At 71.0% G+C, this 19,087-nt stretch carries 20 protein-coding genes; 16 read left to right on the top strand and 4 right to left on the bottom strand.

Features of this window, described 5'->3' with window-relative positions; translation table 11 throughout:
• Positions 1-85: 85 nt before the first annotated feature.
• The 8 genes from ABZ911_RS20665 to ABZ911_RS20700 all read left to right on the top strand — a co-directional run bounded on the left by ABZ911_RS20665 (position 86) and on the right by ABZ911_RS20700 (position 7,232).
• Positions 86-1,243, top strand: a complete 1,158-nt coding sequence (locus ABZ911_RS20665; protein WP_358057816.1) for a branched-chain amino acid ABC transporter substrate-binding protein — start codon at positions 86-88, stop codon at positions 1,241-1,243.
• Positions 1,240-2,133 (top strand): branched-chain amino acid ABC transporter permease, encoded by an 894-nt coding sequence (locus tag ABZ911_RS20670; RefSeq protein WP_358057819.1) that lies wholly within the window; start codon positions 1,240-1,242, stop codon positions 2,131-2,133. Before ABZ911_RS20665 ends, ABZ911_RS20670 begins: the two co-directional genes overlap by 4 nt.
• A complete protein-coding gene (locus ABZ911_RS20675; RefSeq protein ID WP_358057822.1) occupies positions 2,130-3,098 on the top strand; it encodes a branched-chain amino acid ABC transporter permease in 969 nt (322 codons plus the stop codon). Before ABZ911_RS20670 ends, ABZ911_RS20675 begins: the two co-directional genes overlap by 4 nt.
• Positions 3,095-3,862, top strand: coding sequence for an ABC transporter ATP-binding protein (locus tag ABZ911_RS20680; protein ID WP_358057825.1), 768 nt, complete (start codon positions 3,095-3,097; stop codon positions 3,860-3,862). The genes ABZ911_RS20675 and ABZ911_RS20680 overlap by 4 nt, the downstream gene beginning before the upstream one ends.
• On the top strand, positions 3,855-4,562 hold the full coding sequence (locus ABZ911_RS20685; protein ID WP_358057828.1) for an ABC transporter ATP-binding protein: 708 nt from the start codon (positions 3,855-3,857) through the stop codon (positions 4,560-4,562). Before ABZ911_RS20680 ends, ABZ911_RS20685 begins: the two co-directional genes overlap by 8 nt.
• Positions 4,559-5,515, top strand: coding sequence for a proline racemase family protein (locus tag ABZ911_RS20690; RefSeq protein ID WP_358057831.1), 957 nt, complete (start codon positions 4,559-4,561; stop codon positions 5,513-5,515). The genes ABZ911_RS20685 and ABZ911_RS20690 overlap by 4 nt, the downstream gene beginning before the upstream one ends.
• A 77-nt stretch (positions 5,516-5,592) precedes the next feature.
• Complete coding sequence (locus tag ABZ911_RS20695; protein ID WP_358057834.1) at positions 5,593-6,534, top strand: ornithine cyclodeaminase family protein; 942 nt, start codon at positions 5,593-5,595, stop codon at positions 6,532-6,534.
• Positions 6,535-6,557: 23 nt separating this feature from the next.
• Positions 6,558-7,232, top strand: coding sequence for a GntR family transcriptional regulator (locus ABZ911_RS20700; protein WP_358057837.1), 675 nt, complete (start codon positions 6,558-6,560; stop codon positions 7,230-7,232).
• Between the two features lie 3 nt (positions 7,233-7,235).
• Here ABZ911_RS20700 and ABZ911_RS20705 read toward each other — a convergent pair whose 3' ends face one another.
• From ABZ911_RS20705 to ABZ911_RS20720, 4 genes are all read right to left on the bottom strand, one after another.
• On the bottom strand, positions 7,236-8,414 hold the full coding sequence (locus ABZ911_RS20705) for a hypothetical protein (RefSeq protein ID WP_358057840.1): 1,179 nt from the start codon (positions 8,412-8,414) through the stop codon (positions 7,236-7,238).
• Positions 8,415-8,506: 92 nt separating this feature from the next.
• On the bottom strand, positions 8,507-9,415 hold the full coding sequence (locus ABZ911_RS20710) for an EamA family transporter (RefSeq protein ID WP_358057843.1): 909 nt from the start codon (positions 9,413-9,415) through the stop codon (positions 8,507-8,509).
• Between the two features lie 81 nt (positions 9,416-9,496).
• Positions 9,497-10,264 carry an ABC transporter permease gene (locus tag ABZ911_RS20715; protein WP_358057845.1) on the bottom strand — a complete coding sequence of 256 codons (768 nt, stop codon included), beginning with the start codon at positions 10,262-10,264 and terminating at the stop codon, positions 9,497-9,499.
• The gene (locus tag ABZ911_RS20720; protein WP_358057848.1) at positions 10,261-11,169 is read right to left on the bottom strand and encodes an ABC transporter ATP-binding protein; all 909 of its coding nucleotides are present in this window, start codon (positions 11,167-11,169) and stop codon (positions 10,261-10,263) included. The genes ABZ911_RS20715 and ABZ911_RS20720 overlap by 4 nt, the downstream gene beginning before the upstream one ends.
• Positions 11,170-11,347: 178 nt before the next feature.
• Here ABZ911_RS20720 and ABZ911_RS20725 point away from each other — a divergent pair, with 178 nt between their 5' ends.
• The 8 genes from ABZ911_RS20725 (at position 11,348) to ABZ911_RS20760 (ending at position 19,087) form a co-directional block, all read left to right on the top strand.
• A complete protein-coding gene (locus ABZ911_RS20725; protein ID WP_358057851.1) occupies positions 11,348-12,133 on the top strand; it encodes a VOC family protein in 786 nt (261 codons plus the stop codon).
• Between the two features lie 92 nt (positions 12,134-12,225).
• The gene (locus ABZ911_RS20730; protein WP_358057854.1) at positions 12,226-13,446 is read left to right on the top strand and encodes a multidrug effflux MFS transporter; all 1,221 of its coding nucleotides are present in this window, start codon (positions 12,226-12,228) and stop codon (positions 13,444-13,446) included.
• A 91-nt stretch (positions 13,447-13,537) separates the two neighbouring features.
• Complete coding sequence (locus ABZ911_RS20735; RefSeq protein ID WP_358058334.1) at positions 13,538-14,236, top strand: metalloregulator ArsR/SmtB family transcription factor; 699 nt, start codon at positions 13,538-13,540, stop codon at positions 14,234-14,236.
• The gene (sufB, locus tag ABZ911_RS20740; protein ID WP_358057857.1) at positions 14,233-15,645 is read left to right on the top strand and encodes a Fe-S cluster assembly protein SufB; all 1,413 of its coding nucleotides are present in this window, start codon (positions 14,233-14,235) and stop codon (positions 15,643-15,645) included. Before ABZ911_RS20735 ends, sufB begins: the two co-directional genes overlap by 4 nt.
• Complete coding sequence (gene sufD / locus ABZ911_RS20745) at positions 15,645-16,769, top strand: Fe-S cluster assembly protein SufD (RefSeq protein ID WP_358057859.1); 1,125 nt, start codon at positions 15,645-15,647, stop codon at positions 16,767-16,769. Before sufB ends, sufD begins: the two co-directional genes overlap by 1 nt.
• Entirely contained in the window at positions 16,766-17,083 is a 318-nt protein-coding gene (locus tag ABZ911_RS20750) for a non-heme iron oxygenase ferredoxin subunit (protein ID WP_358057862.1), read from the top strand. Before sufD ends, ABZ911_RS20750 begins: the two co-directional genes overlap by 4 nt.
• Before the next feature lies 1 nt (position 17,084).
• Positions 17,085-17,831 (top strand): Fe-S cluster assembly ATPase SufC, encoded by a 747-nt coding sequence (gene sufC, locus ABZ911_RS20755; protein ID WP_358057865.1) that lies wholly within the window; start codon positions 17,085-17,087, stop codon positions 17,829-17,831.
• Positions 17,828-19,087, top strand: a complete 1,260-nt coding sequence (locus ABZ911_RS20760; RefSeq protein WP_358057868.1) for a cysteine desulfurase — start codon at positions 17,828-17,830, stop codon at positions 19,085-19,087. The genes sufC and ABZ911_RS20760 overlap by 4 nt, the downstream gene beginning before the upstream one ends.

The raw sequence follows: 19,087 nt of genomic DNA on the forward strand, positions 1-19,087 counted from the left end.
GACGTTAACGGTCTGATATCGGACCTTGACGGCAGTCGGCTCCGCTCATGGGATGTCACACATCGCTTTTCGTGAGGAGAGTCACATGCGCAAGGCTCACGTTCTCCCACTGGTGGTGGCGACACTGCTGATGGCCGGATGCGGACAAGGACTTCTGAATGACGACGCGGCGCCCAAGGAGGGCGGGCAGGCCAAGGAGGCGGGCCCGATCCTGCTGGGCATGCTCGTCCCCCAGTCGGGCAGTGAGGCCGCCATCGGCCCGTACATGACCAACGCGGCCCAGCTCGCGATCGACGAGATCAACGCCAAGGGCGGCGTGCTCGGCCGCAAGCTGGAATTAAGGCCCGCCGACGACGCGTGCGACGCGCAGTCGGCGGTGGCGGCGGCCAACAAGCTGGTCACCCAGGGCGTGCACGTCTCGGTCGGCGGCTACTGCTCCGGCGCCACCCTGCCCACGCTTCCGGTGTTCGGCAAGGCGAACATCCCGATGATCATTCCCGCGGCCAACTCGCAGGAACTCGTCGACCAGAAGCTCAAGCACGTCTTCCTGATCAACGGCACCGGCGCGCAGCAGTCCGCCGCCGCCGAGAAGTGGATCACCAAGCAGGGCGCCACCAAGGTCGCCCTCATGCACGACAACACCAGCTACTCCAAAGACATCGCGGTCCGCGCCGAGCCGCTGCTCGGCGACAAGGTCGTGATCACCGAGGCGGTCACCCCCAAGGAGAGCGACTACAGCGCCAACATCACCAACGTGCTGTCCAAGAAGCCCGACTTCGTCTACTGGACCGGCTACTTCCAGGAAGGCGGCCTGATCGTCCGGCAGCTCAGGCAGGCCGGCTACAAGGGCGGCATCATGGTCGGCGACGGCTCGGTCTCGCCGAAGCTGGCCGAGATCGCCGGCGGCGAGGTCGCCGACGGCGTCTACGCGACCATGACCCAGACCCCCGACACGCTCAAGGGCGCCGAGTCCTGGATCACCGCCTACAAGACCAAGTACAGCGCCGACCCCGGCCCCTACTCCAACCAGGCCTACGACGCGGTACGGCTGGCCGCCGAAGCCGTCACCAAGGCCGGCGGCACCGACAGCGCCAAGGTGATCGCGGCGCTGGAGGGCATCGACGGCTTCCAGATGTTCTCCGGCCCGCTGAAGTTCACCCCCGAGCACACGCTGTCCACCGGCGGCTTCCAGATCCTCGTCTGGAAGGGCGGCAAGTTCGCCCTCCAGGACTCCCTCACATGACCCAACTCGTCTGGAACGGGCTGTTCGTCGGCTCGTTCTACGCCCTCGTGGCGCTGGGCTACAGCATGGTCTACGGGATCATGAAGCTGCTCAACTTCGCGCACGGCGACCTGTACATGCTCGGCGCCTTCACCGGCTTCGCCGTCCTGGCCACACTCGGCGGCGTCTCCCCGGCTATGACGCTCCCGGTGCTGCTGGCCGTACTCCTGCTCACCATGGTGACCACCGGGCTGGCCGGAGTGGTGCTGGAGCGGGTGGCCTACCGCCCGCTCCGCGGCGCCCCCCGGCTCTCCCTGCTGATCACCGCCGTCGGCGCCTCCTTCGCCCTCGAGTACGGCATGCGCATCGTCGCCGGCGCCGACCCCCTCGTCTACTCCGTCCGGCTCGACGGCACCGCCCTGCAGGTGTTCGGCGCCCGCCTGACCGTGCAGCAACTCGTCCTGGTCGGCTTCGCCGTCCTGCTGATGGTCGGCCTCAACCTGCTGGTCACCAAGACCCGCGAGGGCCGCGCCATGCGGGCCATCGCGCTCGACCCGCGCACCAGCGCGCTCATGGGCATCGACGTGAACGCCGTGATCTCCCGCACGTTCTTCCTGGGCTCGGCCCTGGCGGGCGCGGCGGGCGTGATGGCGGGCGCCTACTACGGGAAGATCGACTTCCTGATGGGCTTCCTCATCGGGCTCAAGGCGTTCACCGCCGCCGTCATCGGCGGTATCGGCAACATCCCCGGCACCATGCTGGGCGGCCTGGTGCTCGGCCTGCTGGAGTCGTTCGGCACCTACTGGCTGGGCGGCGAGTGGCGCGACGTGTTCGCCTTCGGCGTGCTGATCCTGTTCCTGACCGTGCGGCCCACCGGCCTGCTCGGCGAACGCGTGACGGAGCGGGTATGAGCACCTCCGCGCCGCCGCGCGTGCTGGGCAAGGGCCGCCCGCCCACCCGGATGTCGAAGGTCCTGCAGAACCGCTGGGCCGGGCTGGCGGGGCTGGCCGTCGCGCTGCTGTTCCCGTTCGTGGACGCCTCGCAGTACACGCTGACGATCCTGACCAGCGCGGCCATCTTCGTGATGCTCGCCTCGGGGCTGAACATCGTCGTCGGCTACTGCGGCCTGCTGGACCTCGGCTACGCGGCGTTCTTCGCCGTCGGCGCCTACACCAGCGGCGTCGTCGCCACCCGGTTCGACCTGCCGCTGCTCGCCACCGTCCCGGTGGTGCTGGTCACCACGGTGATCGCGGGGATCGTGATCGGCATCCCCACGCTCCGGCTGCGCAGTGACTACCTGGCCATCGTGACCCTGGGTTTCGGCGAGATCATCCGGATCACCGCCAACAACCTGGACATCACCGGCGGCCCGTCGGGCATCTACGGCATCCCCGCGCTGGCCGACAGCCCGGCCGCCGTCTACTACATCACCGTGGTCATCGTCGCGGTGGCCGTCCTCGGCGCCGCCCGGCTCGGCCGCTCACGCCTCGGCCGGGCCTGGCGGTTCGTCCGCGAGGACGAGGACGCCGCCGAGGCCACCGGCGTGCACACCTACCGGGTCAAGCTGGCCGCCTACATCGCCGGAGCGGTCTGGGGCGGTCTGGCGGGCGTGCTGCTGGCCGGGCAGCTCTCGGCCATCTCGCCCGGCAGCTTCAGCTTCCTGGCCTCGGCGCTGGTGCTCATGGCCGTCGTCCTGGGCGGCATGGGCTCGGTGCCCGGCGTGGTGATCGGCGCGGTCGTCATCAGCGTGCTGCCCGAGCTGCTGCGCGACTTCGCCGACTACCGGTACTTCGCGTTCGGCGTGCTGCTGATCGTCTTCATGCTGTTCAGGCCCCAGGGCATCTGGCCGGCCCGATCGAAGGAGGCGTTGAAGTGAGCGTGCTGGCCGTACAGGACCTGCGGCTGTCGTTCGGCGGGCTGCTGGCCATCGACGGGCTGTCCTTCTCCGTCGGCGCCTCGGAGATCGTCTCGGTCATCGGCCCGAACGGCGCGGGCAAGACCTCCGCCTTCAACTGCGTCACCGGCTTCTACCGGCCCACCGCGGGAAGCATCACCTTCCAGGGCCGTTCGGTGATCGGCCTGCGGCCCTCGGCGATCGCCGGGCTCGGCATCTCGCGCACCTTCCAGAACCTGCGCCTGTTCGGCGAGCTGTCGGTGCTGGACAACGTGCGCGCGGGCAGCCACCTGTGGCTGAAGCAGAACATCTTCGACGCGCTGCTGCACACCCCGCGCTACCGGCGCTCGGAGCGGGAGTGCACCGAGCAGGCCCACCACTGGCTCGACTTCGTCGGCCTGCGCGGCGACCGCTACAACGCCGCCCGCCACCTGCCCTACGGCGAGCAGCGCCGGGTGGAGATCGCCCGCGCCCTGGCCCGCAGGCCGGAGCTGCTGCTCCTGGACGAGCCCGCCGCCGGGCTCAACCAGGGGGAGAAGGCCGAGATGCTCGACCTGATCCGGCGCATCCAGGAACTGGGCACCGCGATCGTGCTCATCGAGCACGACATGGGCCTGGTCATGCAGGTGTCGGAGCGGGTCGTGGTGCTCAACTTCGGCAAGGAGATCGCCGACGGGCGGCCCGAGGACGTCCGCCGCGACCCCGCCGTCATCGAGGCCTACCTCGGGAGCGACGCCCATGCTTGAGATCGACGGCCTCGACGTGCACTACGACGGCGTGCACGCGCTGCGCGGCCTGTCCCTGTCCGTCGCCGAGGGCGAGATCGTCGCGCTGCTCGGCAACAACGGTGCGGGCAAGACCACCACCCTGTCGGCGATCTCCGGCCTGGTACGGCCCAGCGGCGGCACCGTCGCCTTCCAGGGCGACGACATCACCCGCCGGCGCCCGCACCGCATCACCGCCGCCGGCCTGGTGCACGTCCCCGAAGGCCGGAAGATCTTCAGCACGCTGAGCGTGCACGAGAACCTCCAGCTCGGCGGCTACCTCGTGCGCGACCAGGTCGAGCTACGGCGGCGCGTCGAACGCGTCTACGAGCTGCTGCCGCGGATGGCCGAGCGGCGCGCCCAGCACGGCGGCACCCTGTCCGGCGGCGAGCAGCAGATGCTGGCCATCGGCCGGGCGCTGGTGACCGGCCCCAAACTGCTGCTGCTCGACGAACCGTCCATGGGCCTGGCCCCGCTGATCGTCGCGCAGATCATGGACCTGATCCGCGACATCAACACCGACGGCACCTCGGTCCTGCTCGTCGAGCAGAACGCCGCGGCGGCCTTGAAGATCGCCCATCGCGGCTACGTTCTGGAGAGCGGGGCATGTGTCCTGGACGGGCCCGCCGCGTCGCTGCGCGAGGAACCCAAAGTCGTCGAGGCCTACCTGGGAGGGACATGATTCGCACGGTCGACTACCACACGGGAGGCGAGCCGTTCCGCGTCGTCGTCGAGGGGCCGGCGCCGATCCCCGGCGACGACGTCCTCGAACGCCGGGGCAACGCGGCCAAGCCGGAGTTCGACGAGGTGCGCCGGCTGCTCTGCCACGAGCCGCGCGGGCACGCCGACATGTACGGCTGCTTCCTGGTACCGCCCGACGACCCCGGCGCGCACCTCGGGGTGCTGTTCTGGCACAAGGACGGCTACTCCACCGCCTGTGGTCACGGCACGATCGCCTTGGGGGTGCACGCCGTACAGGAGGGGTTGGTCGCCGCCGACCCCGACGGCGCCACCGACGTGGTGATCGACGTGCCCTCCGGGCGGGTCACCGCACGGGTGCTGTGCCGCGCCGGCACGATCGAGTCCGTCACCTTCAGGAACGTCTCCTCGTACGTGATCGCACGCGCCGTCGACGCGGGCGGCGTGCCGGTGGACCTCTCCTACGGCGGCGCGATCTACGCCTCACTGCCTGCCTCGGCCGTCGGCGCGAGCGTCACCCCCGAGCACCTGACCGCGCTGATCGCGCACGGGCGGCGGATCAAGGCCGCCCTGGCCGACCACCCCGCCGCCCGGCACCCGGGCGACGAGCGGCTGTCCGGAATCTACGGGGTGATCTTCTACGACGTCCTCGGCCCGGACCGGCAGCGCAATGTGACGGTGTTCGCCGACGGCGAGGTGGACAGGTCGCCGTGCGGGTCCGGCACGGCCGCCCGGCTCGCGCTGCTGCACGAGGAGGGGTTCACCGGGACGCTCGTGCACGAGGGCATCGTGGGCAGCACGTTCCTCGCCCGCGTCGCCGACGTGACGCCGGACGGCGTGGTGCCCGAGATCGAGGGCATGGCCTACCGGACCGGCAGGCACGAGTTCGAGCTCGACCCGCGCGATCCGGTCGGCACGGGGTTCACCCTCCGATGACGCCCCCTCACAACCCGGTCGGGGCGAGGCCCGCGCCCCTCGCCCCGACCGGCCACCACCCCCAAGGAGGTCCCGGCATGAGCGGGCTGCCATATCTCGACGCGGCGGCCGTGGAGCGGCTGGTGTCCATGGAGCAGGCCGTCCAGGTGCTGGAGGACGCGCTGCGCGCCGGGCTCGACCCGGAGGAGACGCCGCCGCGCTCCCTCACCGAACTCCCGGCCGGGCAGATGCTCATGATGCCCGCCGCGGCCGGGCGGTACGCGGGCGTCAAGATCGCCAGCGTGGTGGCCGGGAACCCGGCCCGCGGCCTGCCCCGCATCCAGGGCACGTACCTGCTGTTCGACGGTGACACCCTGGCGCCGGTGGCCGCGATGGACGGGATCGCGCTCACCTCGCTGCGCACCCCCGCCGTCTCGGCCCTGGCCGTCAGGCACCTGGCCCGTCCCGGCGCGCGTGAGCTGGTCGTCTTCGGCACGGGACCGCAGGCGTGGGGGCACGTGCGGGCGCTGCGGGCCGTACGGCCGGTGGAGCGGGTCACGGTCGCCGGGCGCGACCCCGGCCGCGCCGAGGCGTTCGCCGCCCGCTGCCGCGATCTCGGCCTGACCGCCGAAGCGGTGTGGACCACCGACCAGGTCGCGGCCGCGATCAGGCGGGCCGACCTGGTCGCCTGCTGCACCACCGCCAGGGAGCCCCTTTTCGACGGTATGCTCACCCGCGACGACGCCACGGTCGTCGCCGTCGGATCGCACGAGCCCGACGCCCGCGAGCTCGACGGCGGCCTCGTCGCCCGTGCCACGCTGGTCGTCGAGGCCCGCTCGGCCGCGCTGGCCGAGGCGGGGGATGTGATCGTCCCCCTGCGCCACGGTACGATCACGAGTGGTCATCTCGCCGGCAACCTCGCCGAGCTGATCACCGGCCGCGTGCCGACCGGCCGCGGCCCGCGCGTCTTCAAGAGCGTGGGCATGGCGTGGGAGGACCTGGTGGTCGCGGCGGCCGCGTACGAGTCGTGGGCACACTGACGGACGAAAGTAGGGAAGCCGGGATGGCTGCGGAGGATCGGCTCGACCTTCCGGTCGTGGGTGAGCGGCAGAGCCTGCGCGAGCAGGTCGCGCACGCGTTGCGTGCCGCGCTCATCACGGGCGAGATGCGACCGGGGGTGGTCTACTCCGCGCCCGTGCTGGCCTCCCAGTTCGGCGTCTCGGCCACGCCGGTCCGCGAGGCCATGCTCGACCTGGCCAAGGAGGGCCTGGTCGAGGCGGTGCGCAACAAGGGCTTCCGGGTCACCGAGCTGTCCGAACGCGACCTCGACGAGCTGACCGAGATCCGCCAGCTCATCGAGATCCCCACCATCGCCAGGCTGGCGGACGCCGGCAGGGCCGAGGAGTTCGAGCGGCTCCGGCCCGTCGCCCAGGAGATCGTCGACGCGGCCGAACGCGGCGACCTGCTCGGCTACGTGGACGCCGACCTGCGCTTCCACGTGGAGCTGCTCACCCTGTCCGGCAACCTGCACCTCGTCGAGGTGGTCCGCGACCTACGCAACCGGGCCCGCCTGTACGGCCTGTCGGAGCTGTCGCAGCGCGGCACCCTGACCGAGTCGGCCCGCGAGCACCTCGCCCTGCTGGACGCGCTGAAGAGCGGCGACAGGGCGGCGTCGCAGAGCATCATGGGCGACCACATCCAGCACGTACGCGGCATCTGGGCGAACCGCTCCGAGTAGCGCTCAGCCGGACCTGGTCCACCGTGGCCCGTCGGGGGTGTCCTCGACCAGCACCCCCGCCGACCGCAGCGCCTCGCGCAGCCCGTCCGCCACCCGGTAGTCACCGTGCTGCCGCAGCCGCGTCCTGAGCGTCAGCAGACCGTCCACCAGGTCGCCCGCCCACCAGGCCCCCGCCGCCTCCCCGAGCTCGGCGACGAGCCCGCGCAGCGTCTCACGCGCCCGCTCCACGCCGCCCTCGTCCTCCTCCGTGTCGGCCGCCCAGAGCGCGATCGCCGCCTCCAGGTCGAGCACGGCCCGCGTCGCCCCCGCCGAGTCCCGTCCCGTCAGCGCCCGCTCGAACCGGCCCGCGCACTCCCGCGCCACCTCCGCCAGCGTCACCTCGGGCGGCCCGGCCGCTCGCCCGGCCACCGGGACCGGCCGCCCGCCCGCGCCCCGCGCCAGCCGCCGCAGCTCGTCCAGATCGGTGCGGGTACCCGCCGGCAGCACCGCCCGTGAGCCGGGCAGCCGAACCGTCACCGCGCCCCGCCCCTCCACCCGCACCCGCTCGCCGCGCAGGTCGACCACCAGCGCGGTGTGCTCGTCGATGCCGAGCACGGCCGTGCCCTCCGGCAGCATCGGCTCCATCAGCGCCAGCCGCCGCTCGCCCAGGTAGCAGAAGCGGGTGTCGTGGGTGCCGCCCTCGGCGTTGTCGAAGTGCGGGATCATCACCACCCGCAGGCCGAGCGGCGCGAGCAGGTCCAGCCCCTCGCCCCAGTACGGCTCCGCGCCGACCTTGTAGATCTCGTACACCGGCACGGTGGCCACGCCCGCCGTACAGGCCGCCGCCGAGGCCAGCACCGTGGCGCCCTCGCGCGAGCGCACCCGGGCCCGCAGGTCCCCGGCCACAGAGGTGCGCGCCCAGCGCTCCAGCGCGTACGTCGGGCTGCCGGGACCGGAGAACACCCAGTCGGCGCCCGCGACCGCTGCGCCCGCCTCGACGCGCAGGCCGACGCTGCGCGAGAAGTAGGCCCGCGCCCGCGCGGAGATGTCCGCCGCGTTCTCCTGGAAGGCGTAAGGGGTGTCGAGCAGCACCGCGCGCGGGGCCGCGCCCAGCGCGCGGACCACCCGGCGGTGCGTCTCCACCATCGTCGGGCTCGTCTCACCCGACCCCATGAGTACCAGCAGCCCTGGCCGACCGGGCATCCCGCCTCCTCGCGACTCCCGTCCAGCATGCACACGACCCGGCACCCGGCGACAGCCCCACCCGCCACCCGCGCGAGAAGGCGCGCACGCGGTCAGGTACGGGTCGCGCCCAGGCTGGCCGCCACGATGCAGATGATCGCCGCCCACTGCTGGACGCCCAGGATCTCGCCGAGCACCACCAGGCCGACCAGGGCGGCGGCGGCGGGCTCCAGGCTCATCAGGATGCCGAACACGTGCTTGGGCATCCGGCGCAGCGCGTTGAGCTCCAGCGAGTACGGGATCACCGACGACAGCAGCCCGACGCCCAGGCCGATCAGCAGCAGTTCGGGCTGCAGCAGGTCGGCGCCGCCGGTACTGATCCCGACGGGCGCGATCAGCAGCGCTGACACGATCATCGCCAGCGACAGCCCGGACGCGCCGGGGAAGCGGCGGCCCACGGAGGCCGACAGCAGGATGTAGCCCGCCCAGCAGACGCCCGCCACCAGCGCGAAGCCGATGCCGAGCCAGCTCACCGTCGCCGACTCGCTCCACGGCGCCATCAGCGCCACGCCCACCGCGGCCAGGCCGACCCAGAGCAGGTCGAGCCGCCGGCGCGAGGCCGCCACCGCGACGCCCAGCGGGCCGAGGAACTCGATCGCCACCGCGATGCCCATGGGCAGCCTGGCCAGCGCCTCGTAGAAGGACAGGTTCATCAGCGCGAGGGTGGCGCCGAAGGCCACGCCGACTCCCACGTCCCGCCAGGTGAGCCCCTTGAACCTGGGCCGGGCGACCAGCCCGATGATCAGCGCGCCGGCCGCGATGCGCAGGAACACCACCGCGCTCGGCGGCATCGCGGCGAACAGCTCCTTGGCGAACCCCGCGCCGAGCTGCACCGAGAAGATCGCCAGCAGCACCAGCCCCGACGGCGGGATCGAGTCGGAGGCCGACCGCAGGAACGCGCCCGGCTTCGGCGGCCGGGACTCGAAGCCGTCGAAGGGGCCGTCCACGGCGTCGGCGGTCACAAGGAACTCCTAGGGGAAGCTGGTGGGCAGTGCTCGGCAGAGCCTACTCACGCCCACCGACAGGTTCGGCCCCCGCTCCCGTCACTCCCAGCGGAACGCGCGGGCCGCGGCGGCCAGCGACAGGACCGCCCACGCCGCCAGGATGCCCGCCTCGGCCAGCGGCAGGGCCGCGCCCTCGGTCAGCACCTGGCGCAGCCCCCCGGCCAGCGCCGAGATCGGCAGCACCGCGAGCACCGGCTCCACCCCGTCGGGGAAGACCGACAGCGGGAAGATCACGCCCCCGCACCCCAGCAGCACCAGGTACACCAGGTTGGCCGCCGCGAGCGTCGCCTCGGCCCGCAGCGTGCCGGCCATCAGCAGGCCGAGCCCGCTGAAGGCGGCGGTGCCGAGCAGGATCAGCAGGATCGCCGCCGGCCACGTCCCGGCGGGCCGCCAGCCGAGCGCCAGTGCCACCGCGACGATCACCGCGACCTGCACCAGCTCCACCGCGATCACCGCCAGCGTCTTGGCCAGCATGAGCCCGGCCCGCGACAGGGGAGTGGCGCCCAGCCGCTTCAGCACGCCGTAGCGGCGCTCGAAGCCCGTGCCGATGGCCTGGCCGGTGAACGCCGTCGACATGATCGCCAGCGCCAGCACCCCCGGCGCCAGGAAGTCGATCCGCCGCCCGCCGCCCACGTCGATGAGCGGGGCCATGGAGAAGCCGACCAGCAGCAGCACCGGGATGATCAGCGTCAGCAAGAGCTGCTCGCCGTTGCGCAGGATCGCCCGCGTCTCGGCGCCCGCCTGCGCGAGCACCATGCGGGGGAACGGCGCCGCCCCCGGCGCGGGGGTGAGGTCGAGGGTGGTCATCGCAGCTCGCGTCCTGTCAGTTCGAGGAAGACGTCTTCCAGCGTGCGGCGCTCGATGCTGAGGTCGTCGGCCGTCACGCCCTCGGCCGCGCACCACGAGGTGACCGTCGCCAGCAGCCCGGGGTCGACCTGGCCCTCGATGATGTAGTGGCCCGCCGGGGACTCCTTGGCCGCGCTCCCGGCCGGCAGCGCGTTGAGCAGCTCCTCCAGCCCCAGCCCCGGCCTGGCCCGGAAGCGGAGCTGGCGTTCGGCGCCGGTCAGCGTGCTGGGGCTGCCCTCCGACACCACCCGGCCCCGGTCGATGATGACCACATGGTCGGCCAGCCGCTCGGCCTCGTCCATGTGGTGGGTGGTGAGCACGATGGACACGCCGCTCGCCCGCAGGTCGGCGACCAGCTCCCAGCAGGCGTGCCGGGCCTGTGGGTCCAGGCCCGCGGTCGGCTCGTCCAGGAAGACCAGCTCGGGCCGCCCGACGACGGCCGCCGCCAGCGACAGCCGCTGCTGCTGCCCGCCCGACAGCCGCCGGTACGGCGTGCGCGCGTGCCCGTCCAGGCCCAGGCGCCCCAGCAGGGCCCGCCAGTCGAGCGGGCTGGCGTAGAAGCGGGAGACCAGGTGCAGCCACTCGGCGCAGCGCATCGCCGGGGGCACCCCGCCCGCCTGCAGCATCACGCCGACCCGGGCCCGCAGCGACGGCTCGGCCGGGGCGGCCCCGAGCACTCGCACGGTGCCGCCGTCGGCGTCGCGGAAGCCCTCGCAGATCTCGATGGTGGAGGTCTTGCCCGCGCCGTTCGGGCCGAGGATCGCGGTGACCGCCCCGCGCGCGGCGGTCAGGGTGAGGCCGTCGACGGCGGTGGTGCCGCCGTACCTTTTGACCAGATCGATGACCTCGACGGCTGGGGTGTCCATGGCCACGAGTTTAGGGACTGGCCGCGGCGGTTCGCCGTGCGGGCCCGGCGTGCAGCGAATCCGCCAGGGCGAGTCGCTGACCTGCGTAAAGGCTTCGGGTTGTTCCCGCCAAGTCCCCTGACAGCACCCGACAGGAGTGAAAGGGTGACATGTGGTCCACGCCACCAAGGAGGATGACGTGTCGCAGCGAAGCGGATACGAGCCCGGCGTTCCGTGCTGGGTGGATCTGTCGAGCACCGACGTCCCGGCGTCGGCCCGTTTCTACGGAGAACTGTTCGGATGGAAAGCCGATATGATCGACAACCCCGAGGCGGGCGGCTACGGCCAGTTCGAATTCGGGGGCAAGAAGGTCGCGGGTCTCGGGCCCGCCCAGATGGAGGGCATGCCCTCGGTCTGGAACGTCTACGTCGCCACCGACGACATCCAGGCCACCGCCCGGAAGGTCAAGGACGCGGGTGGCACTGTGATCATGGATCCCATGCGGGTGTTCGACGAGGGGAGCATGGCGGTCTTCCAGAGCCCCGAGGGTGCGTTCTTCTGCGCCTGGCAGGCGAACCGGCACCAGGGTGCCGAGCTGGTCAACGAGCCGGTTTCGTTCACCTGGAACGAGTTGGCCGCGCGCGACACCGAGGGGGCCAAGGGGTTCTTCCCCGCCGTGTTCGGCTGGACGCACCAGACCGACACGACGAGCGCGCCGATGCCGTACACGACCTGGATGGTCGAGGGGAGGCCGGTCGCCGGGATGATCGAGATGGGGCCGCAGTATCCGCCGGAGGTGCCCTCGCACTGGGCGACGTACTTCGCGGTGGCCGACACCCCGGCGACGGTGGACAAGGCCGTCAAACTGGGCTCCACGGTGATCGTGCCGCCGATGGACTCGCCCATGGGCCCGCTCGCCTTCCTGATCGACCCGCAGGGGGCGATGTTCGCCATCATTCAACTCAACGAAGCGGAAACGGCATGAAATTTGCCTTATTACGGGAATTCGGATGACCAAATGATGGTTTGATCCCTCGGCCCTCGTAGGCCACGCCTGCGAGGGAGAGGGGTTCAAGCATGTCCGTGGCTCAAGCCGCCCCGGCCGTAGTAGTCGCCGAGGGGGGCCGCCGCCGCGGTCTCCTCCTGTTGATCCTCGGCGCGCTGTCGGCCATCGGCCCGCTGTCCATCGACATGTACCTCCCGGCCCTGCCCGCCATCACCCAGGAGATGTCCACCGGGCCCGCGCAGGTCCAGCTCACCCTGACCGCCTGTCTCATCGGCGTCTCGGTCGGCCAGGTGCTGGCCGGGCCGCTCAGCGACACCCGCGGGCGCAGGCTGCCGCTGCTGGTCGGCGTCGGCGGCTACATGATCGCCTCGCTGCTCTGCGCCTTCGCCCCCTCGGTCGCCGCGCTGGTGGTGCTGCGCCTGCTGCAGGGCGTCTTCGGCGGCGCCGCGCTGGTCATCGTCCGCGCCGTGGTCCGCGACCTGTACGACGGGGCCGCGATCGCCCGCATCTTCGCCACGCTCATGCTGGTCAGCGGCCTGGCGCCGATCCTCGCCCCGATCGCGGGCGCGCAACTGCTGGAGTTCACCTCCTGGCGGGGCGTCTTCGTCGCGCTCAGCCTGGCCGGCCTGGCGCTGCTGGTGATCGCGATCCCCGGCGTCCGCGAGACGCTGCCCCCGGAGGCGCGCGAGAGCGGCGGCCTCCGGCGCACCGTGAGAACGTTCTGGCAGCTCCTGCGTGACCGCTCGTTCATGGCCTCGGCCCTGGCCGCCGGCCTCGGCTTCGCGGGCATGTTCGCCTACATCTCCGGCTCGCCGTTCGTCCTGCAGGAGGTGTACGGCGCCACGCCGCAGCAGTTCTCCCTGGTCTTCGGCCTGAACGCGCTGGGCCTCACGATCACGGCCCAGATCGGCGGCCGGCTCGCCGGACGGGTCGACCCGGCCCGCCTGGTGATCGTCGGCCTGTTCGTCAGCCTCGCCGGCGCGGGCCTGCTGCTGACCGCGGCCCTGACCGGGATGGGCCTACTCGCGATCGTCGCCGCGCTGTTCGTGCAGATGTGCGGGGCCGGGCTGGTCCTGCCCGGCACCGGCGCGCTGGCCCTGGCCGGTCAGCCGCAGCAGGTCGCCGGCAGCGCCTCCGCCCTGCTCGGGGTGATGCAGTTCGCCCTCGGCGCGATCTGCGCGCCGCTGGTCGGCCTGGCCGGGTCCGGCACGGCCGTGCCGATGGCCGCGGTCATGCTCGGACTCACCGTCGCCGCGTTCCTCGCCTTCACCGTTCTCCGCAGGGTTAGGTAAGGCTTACCTGCGTGAGAAATTGCATTCCACCTGCCCGCCGAACCGTTTGTGGTCGGGGAAGGAATTAAGGCACACTGATGTTGTGAAAAACGTGACCGGGATCGAGCATGGCGCCGAGCGGAGCACCCGCGCGCGCGTGGCCAGGCTCATCCTGGAGCACGGCCCCGTGACGGCGGCCTCGCTCGGCGAGCGGCTCGGGCTCACGCCCGCGGCCGTCCGGCGTCACCTCGACGCGCTGCTCACCGAAGGGATGATAGAGCCCCGCACGACGCGGTCACGCGCACAGCGTGGACGCGGGCGTCCGGCGAAACTCTTCGCCATCACCGACGCGGGGCGCAGTGCCTTCGAGCACGCCTATGACGACCTCGCAGGGAGCGCGCTGCGCTTTCTCGCCGAGCGCATGGGCGAAGAAGCGGTGGCTGAGTTCGCCCGCTCCCAGGTCAGCGGCCTGATGCAGCGGATGGAGGAGGTCATGCGCACGGTGCCGGCCGACCAGCGCGTGCAGGTGCTGGCGCAGGCGCTGTCGGCGGAGGGCTACGCCGCCTCGGCCAGCAAGGCCAAGTCCGGCGGAGACCAGCTCTGCCAGCACCACTGCCCGGTGGCGCACGCGGCCGCGGAGTTCCCGCAGCTGTGTGAGGCCGAGACGGAGGCGTTCGCGCAACTGCTCGGCACCCCGGTGCAACGCCTGGCCACGATCGCCCACGGCGACGGGGTCTGCACGACGCATGTCAGCCCACACGCGTTGGGTGAAGCCGTACATAAAGACAAAAGCAAGGAGACCGGAAGGTGACTGTCACCGACCGCCCGGAGCTGGAAGGCCTCGGGAATTACAAGTTCGGCTGGGCCGACTCGGACGCCGCGGGCGCCGTGGCCAAGCGAGGCCTGTCCGAGGAGGTCGTCCGCAACATCTCCGCGCTCAAGAACGAGCCGGAGTGGATGCTCGACCTTCGCCTGAAGGGCCTCCGTCTGTTCGGTAAGAAGCCGCTGCCCACCTGGGGCTCCGACCTTACCGGCATCGACTTCGACAACATCAAGTACTTCGTGCGCTCGACCGAGAAGCAGGCCGCTTCCTGGGACGAGCTGCCCGACGACATCAAGAACACCTACGACAAGCTCGGCATCCCCGAGGCGGAGAAGCAGCGCCTCATCGCCGGCGTCGCCGCCCAGTACGAGTCCGAGGTCGTCTACCACAAGATCCGTGAGGACCTCGAGGAGAAGGGCGTCATCTTCGTCGACACCGACACGGGCCTGAAGGAGCACGAGGAACTCTTCAAGGAGTACTTCGGCTCGGTCATCCCGGTCGGCGACAACAAGTTCGCCGCGCTCAACACCAGCGTGTGGTCCGGTGGCTCGTTCATCTACGTGCCGCCGAACATCGAGGTCGAGATCCCGCTGCAGGCCTACTTCCGGATCAACACCGAGAACATGGGCCAGTTCGAGCGGACCCTGATCATCGTGGACGAGAACAGCTACGTCCACTACGTCGAGGGCTGCACCGCGCCGATCTACTCCAGCGACTCGCTGCACTCCGCGGTCGTCGAGATCATCGTGAAGAAGAACGCCCGCTGCCGGTACACGACCATCCAGAACTGGTCGAACAACGTCTACAACCTGGTCACCAAGCGCGCCGTGGCGTACGAGGGCGCGACCATGGAGTGGATCGACGGCAACATCGGCTCCAAGGTCACGATGAAGTACCCGGCCGTCTACCTGATGGGCGAGCACGCCAAGGGCGAGACGCTGAGCGTCGCGTTCGCGGGCGAGGGCCAGCACCAGGACGCCGGCTCCAAGATGGTGCACCTGGCGCCGCACACCAGCTCCACGGTGATCTCCAAGTCGGTGGCCCGCGGCGGCGGCCGCACCTCCTACCGCGGCCTGGTGCAGATCGAGGAGGGCGCGCACGGCTCGGCCAGCACGGTCAAGTGCGACGCGCTGCTCGTCGACCAGATCAGCCGCTCCGACACCTACCCCTACGTCGACGTCCGCGAGGACGACGTGTCGATGGGGCACGAGGCCACGGTCTCCAAGGTCAGCGAGGACCAGCTCTTCTACCTCATGAGCCGTGGGCTCGGCGAGGACGAGGCGATGGCGATGATCGTGCGCGGCTTCGTCGAGCCGATCGCCCGTGAGCTGCCCATGGAGTACGCCCTCGAGCTGAACCGCCTGATCGAGCTGCAGATGGAAGGAGCCGTCGGCTGATGGGCCTGAACGAGAAGCCCCTGTCGACCCTGCACGAGAAGGCGTCCTACGACCTGGACGACTTCGAGGTCCCGGGCGGGCGCGAGGAGGCGTGGCGCTTCACGCCGCTCTCCCGCCTGCGGGGCCTGCACAGCGGCAAGGCCGAGGTCACCGGGCAGGTACTGACCCAGGCGCACACCCCGGTCGGCGTCACCGCCGAGTGGGTCGGCCGCGAGGACGCCCGGATCGGCCGCGCCTACGTGCCCGCCGACCGGGTCAGCGCGCAGGCCTACAACGCCTTCGAGAAGGCGCTGGTCATCACCGTGCCCCAGGAGGCGGTGCCCGCCGAGCCCATCCGCGTCGAGGTGCGCGGCGGCGGCGTGGACGGCGCCACCTACGGCCACACCGTGGTCGTGGTCGAGCCCATGGCCGAGGCCGTGGTCGTCCTCGAGCACCACGGCAGCGCGGTCTACGCCGACAACATCGAGTTCGTCGTCGGCGACGGCGCCACGCTGAAGGTCGTCAGCCTGCAGGACTGGGCCGGCGACGCGGTGCACGTCTCGCACCACCACGCGCAGCTCGCCAAGGACGCCACGTTCCGGAGCTTCGTGCTCACCTTCGGCGGCGACGTGGTGCGCCTGTCGCCCAGCGTCTCCTACACCGGCCCCGGCGGCGACGCCGACCTGTCGGGCGTCTACTTCGTGGACGCGGGCCAGCACCTGGAGCATCGCCTGCTGGTCGACCACTCCCAGCCCAACTGCAAGAGCAACGTGGACTACCGCGGCGCGCTGCAGGGCCAGGAGGCGCACGCGGTCTGGATCGGCGATGTGATCATCAGGGTCGAGGCCGAGGGCACCGACACCTACGAGCTCAACCGCAACCTGATCCTCACCGACGGCGCCCGCGCCGACTCGGTGCCGAACCTGGAGATCCTCACCGGCGAGGTCGCGGGGGCGGGCCACGCGTCCACCTCGGGCCGGCTGGACGACGAGCACCTGTTCTACCTCCAGGCCCGCGGCATCCCCTTCGACGAGGCCCGCCGCCTGGTCATCAGGGGCTTCCTCGGTCAGCTCATCGAGAAGATCGAGGTCGCGGAGATCCGGGAGCGCGTGATGAACGCGCTGGAGGCGGAGCTCGCGCGATGAGTTTCGAGAAGGTCTGCAAGGTCGAGGACATCCCCGACGAGGGTGTCATCGGCGTCGAGGTCGGCGAGACGCCCGTCGCCCTGGTACGCAGGGGCGCGGAGGTCTTCGCCCTGCACGACGTCTGCTCCCACGCCGAGGTGAAGCTCAGCGAGGGCGAGGTCTACGACGGCACCCTGGAGTGCTGGCTGCACGGCTCGTGCTTCGACGTGCGCTCCGGCAAGCCGACAGGCCCGCCCGCCAACAAGCCCGTGAACGTCTACCGAGTAAAGATCGACGGCGACGACGTCCTCGTCTCGCTCTCGAAGGAGTCATAACGTGTCCACCCTTGAGATCCGTGACCTGCAGGTCGCCGTCGAGGACAAGGAAATCCTGCGCGGCGTCAACCTGACCGTGAAGTCCGGTGAGACCCACGCCATCATGGGCCCCAACGGCTCGGGCAAGTCCACGCTCGCCTACGCGATCGCCGGTCACCCGAAGTACACCATCACCGGCGGCCAGGTGCTGCTCGACGGTGTCGACCTGCTGGACCTGACGGTCGACGAGCGGGCCCGCGCAGGCCTGTTCCTGGCCATGCAGTACCCCGTCGAGGTGCCCGGCGTCTCGGTGTCCAACTTCCTGCGCTCGGCGGTCACCGCGGTCAACGGCGAGGCCCCCAAGCTCCGCCAGTTCGCCAAGGACCTGAAGAGCGGCATGGACGCGCTGTCCATCGACTCCTCCTTCGCCACCCGCAACCTCAACGAGGGCTTCTCCGGCGGCGAGAAGAAGCGCCACGAGATCCTCCAGCTCGAGCTGCTCAAGCCGAAGATCGCCGTGCTCGACGAGACCGACTCCGGCCTCGACGTCGACGCGCTGCGCGTGGTGTCGGAGGGCATCAACCGCTTCCGCGACTCCGGCGAGACCGGCGTGCTGCTCATCACCCACTACACCCGCATCCTGCGCTACGTGAAGCCGGACTTCGTGCACGTCTTCGCCGCCGGCAGGATCGTCGAGGAGGGTGGACCCGAGCTGGCCGACAAGCTCGAAGCCGAGGGCTACGAGCAGTACACCAAGGCGTCTGCATGACCAGCAGCTTTGACGTGGACAGGATCAGGAAGGACTTCCCGGTCCTGTCCCGCGAGCTGCCCGGCGGCAGGCCCCTGGTCTACCTCGACTCCGGGAACTCCTCGCAGAAGCCCACACAGGTCGTCGAGACCATGCGCGAGCACCTGGCGATGCACTACGGCAACGTCGGGCGCGCGATGCACGTGCTCGGCAGCGAGTCGACCGAGGCCTACGAGAACGCCCGCGACAAGATCGCGGCGTTCGTCGGCGCCCCGTCGCGCGACGAGGTGATCTTCACCAAGAACGCCTCCGAGGCGCTCAACCTCGTCGCCTACTCCTTCGGCAACCGCACCAACGAGGACCCCAGGTTCACCCTCGGACCCGGTGACGAGGTCGTCATCTCCGAGATGGAGCACCACTCCAACATCGTGCCGTGGCAGATGCTCGTGCAGCGCACCGGCGCCACGCTGAAGTGGTTCCCCGTCACCGACGAGGGCCGCCTGGACCTGACGGACCTCGACCGGCTCGTCACCGAGCGGACGAAGATCGTCTCCATCGCGCACCAGTCCAACGTGCTCGGCACCGTCAACCCGGTCGCCGCCGTGCTGGCCAGGGTGCGCGAGGTCGGCGCGCTGCTGATGCTGGACGCCTCCCAGTCCGTGCCGCACCACCCGGTGAACCTGGCCGAGCTGGGCGCCGACTTCGTCGCCTTCACCGGCCACAAGATGGTCGGGCCCTCGGGCATCGGCGTGCTGTGGGGCCGGGCCGAACTGCTCGACGCCATGCCGCCGTTCCTCGGCGGCGGCGAGATGATCGAGGCGGTCTGGATGGACCACTCGACCTACGCGCCGGTGCCGCACAAGTTCGAGGCGGGCACGCCGCCGATCGTCGAGGCCATCGGGCTCGGCGCGGCGGCCGACTACCTGACCGCGATCGGCATGGACGTCGTCGAGGCGCACGAGCGCGAGCTGACGGCCTACGCGCTGAATGCGCTGCGCGACCTCAAGGGCCTGCGCGTCATCGGGCCCGGCGACCTCGACCAGCGCGGCGGCACGGTGTCGTTCACGCTGGAGGGCATCCACCCGCACGACGTGGGCCAGATCCTCGACGACCAGTTCGGCGTCGCCGTCCGCGTCGGGCATCACTGCGCGCGCCCGCTGCACCTGAGGTTCGGAATACCCGCGACCACGCGGGCGTCGTTCTACCTGTACAACACCACGGGCGAGATCGACGCCCTGGTGCGCGGCCTCCATCACGTCCAGAAGGTGTTCGCCTAA

The organism is Nonomuraea sp. NPDC046570 (assembly GCF_040645915.1).
Taxonomy (GTDB): Bacteria; Actinomycetota; Actinomycetes; order Streptosporangiales; family Streptosporangiaceae; genus Nonomuraea.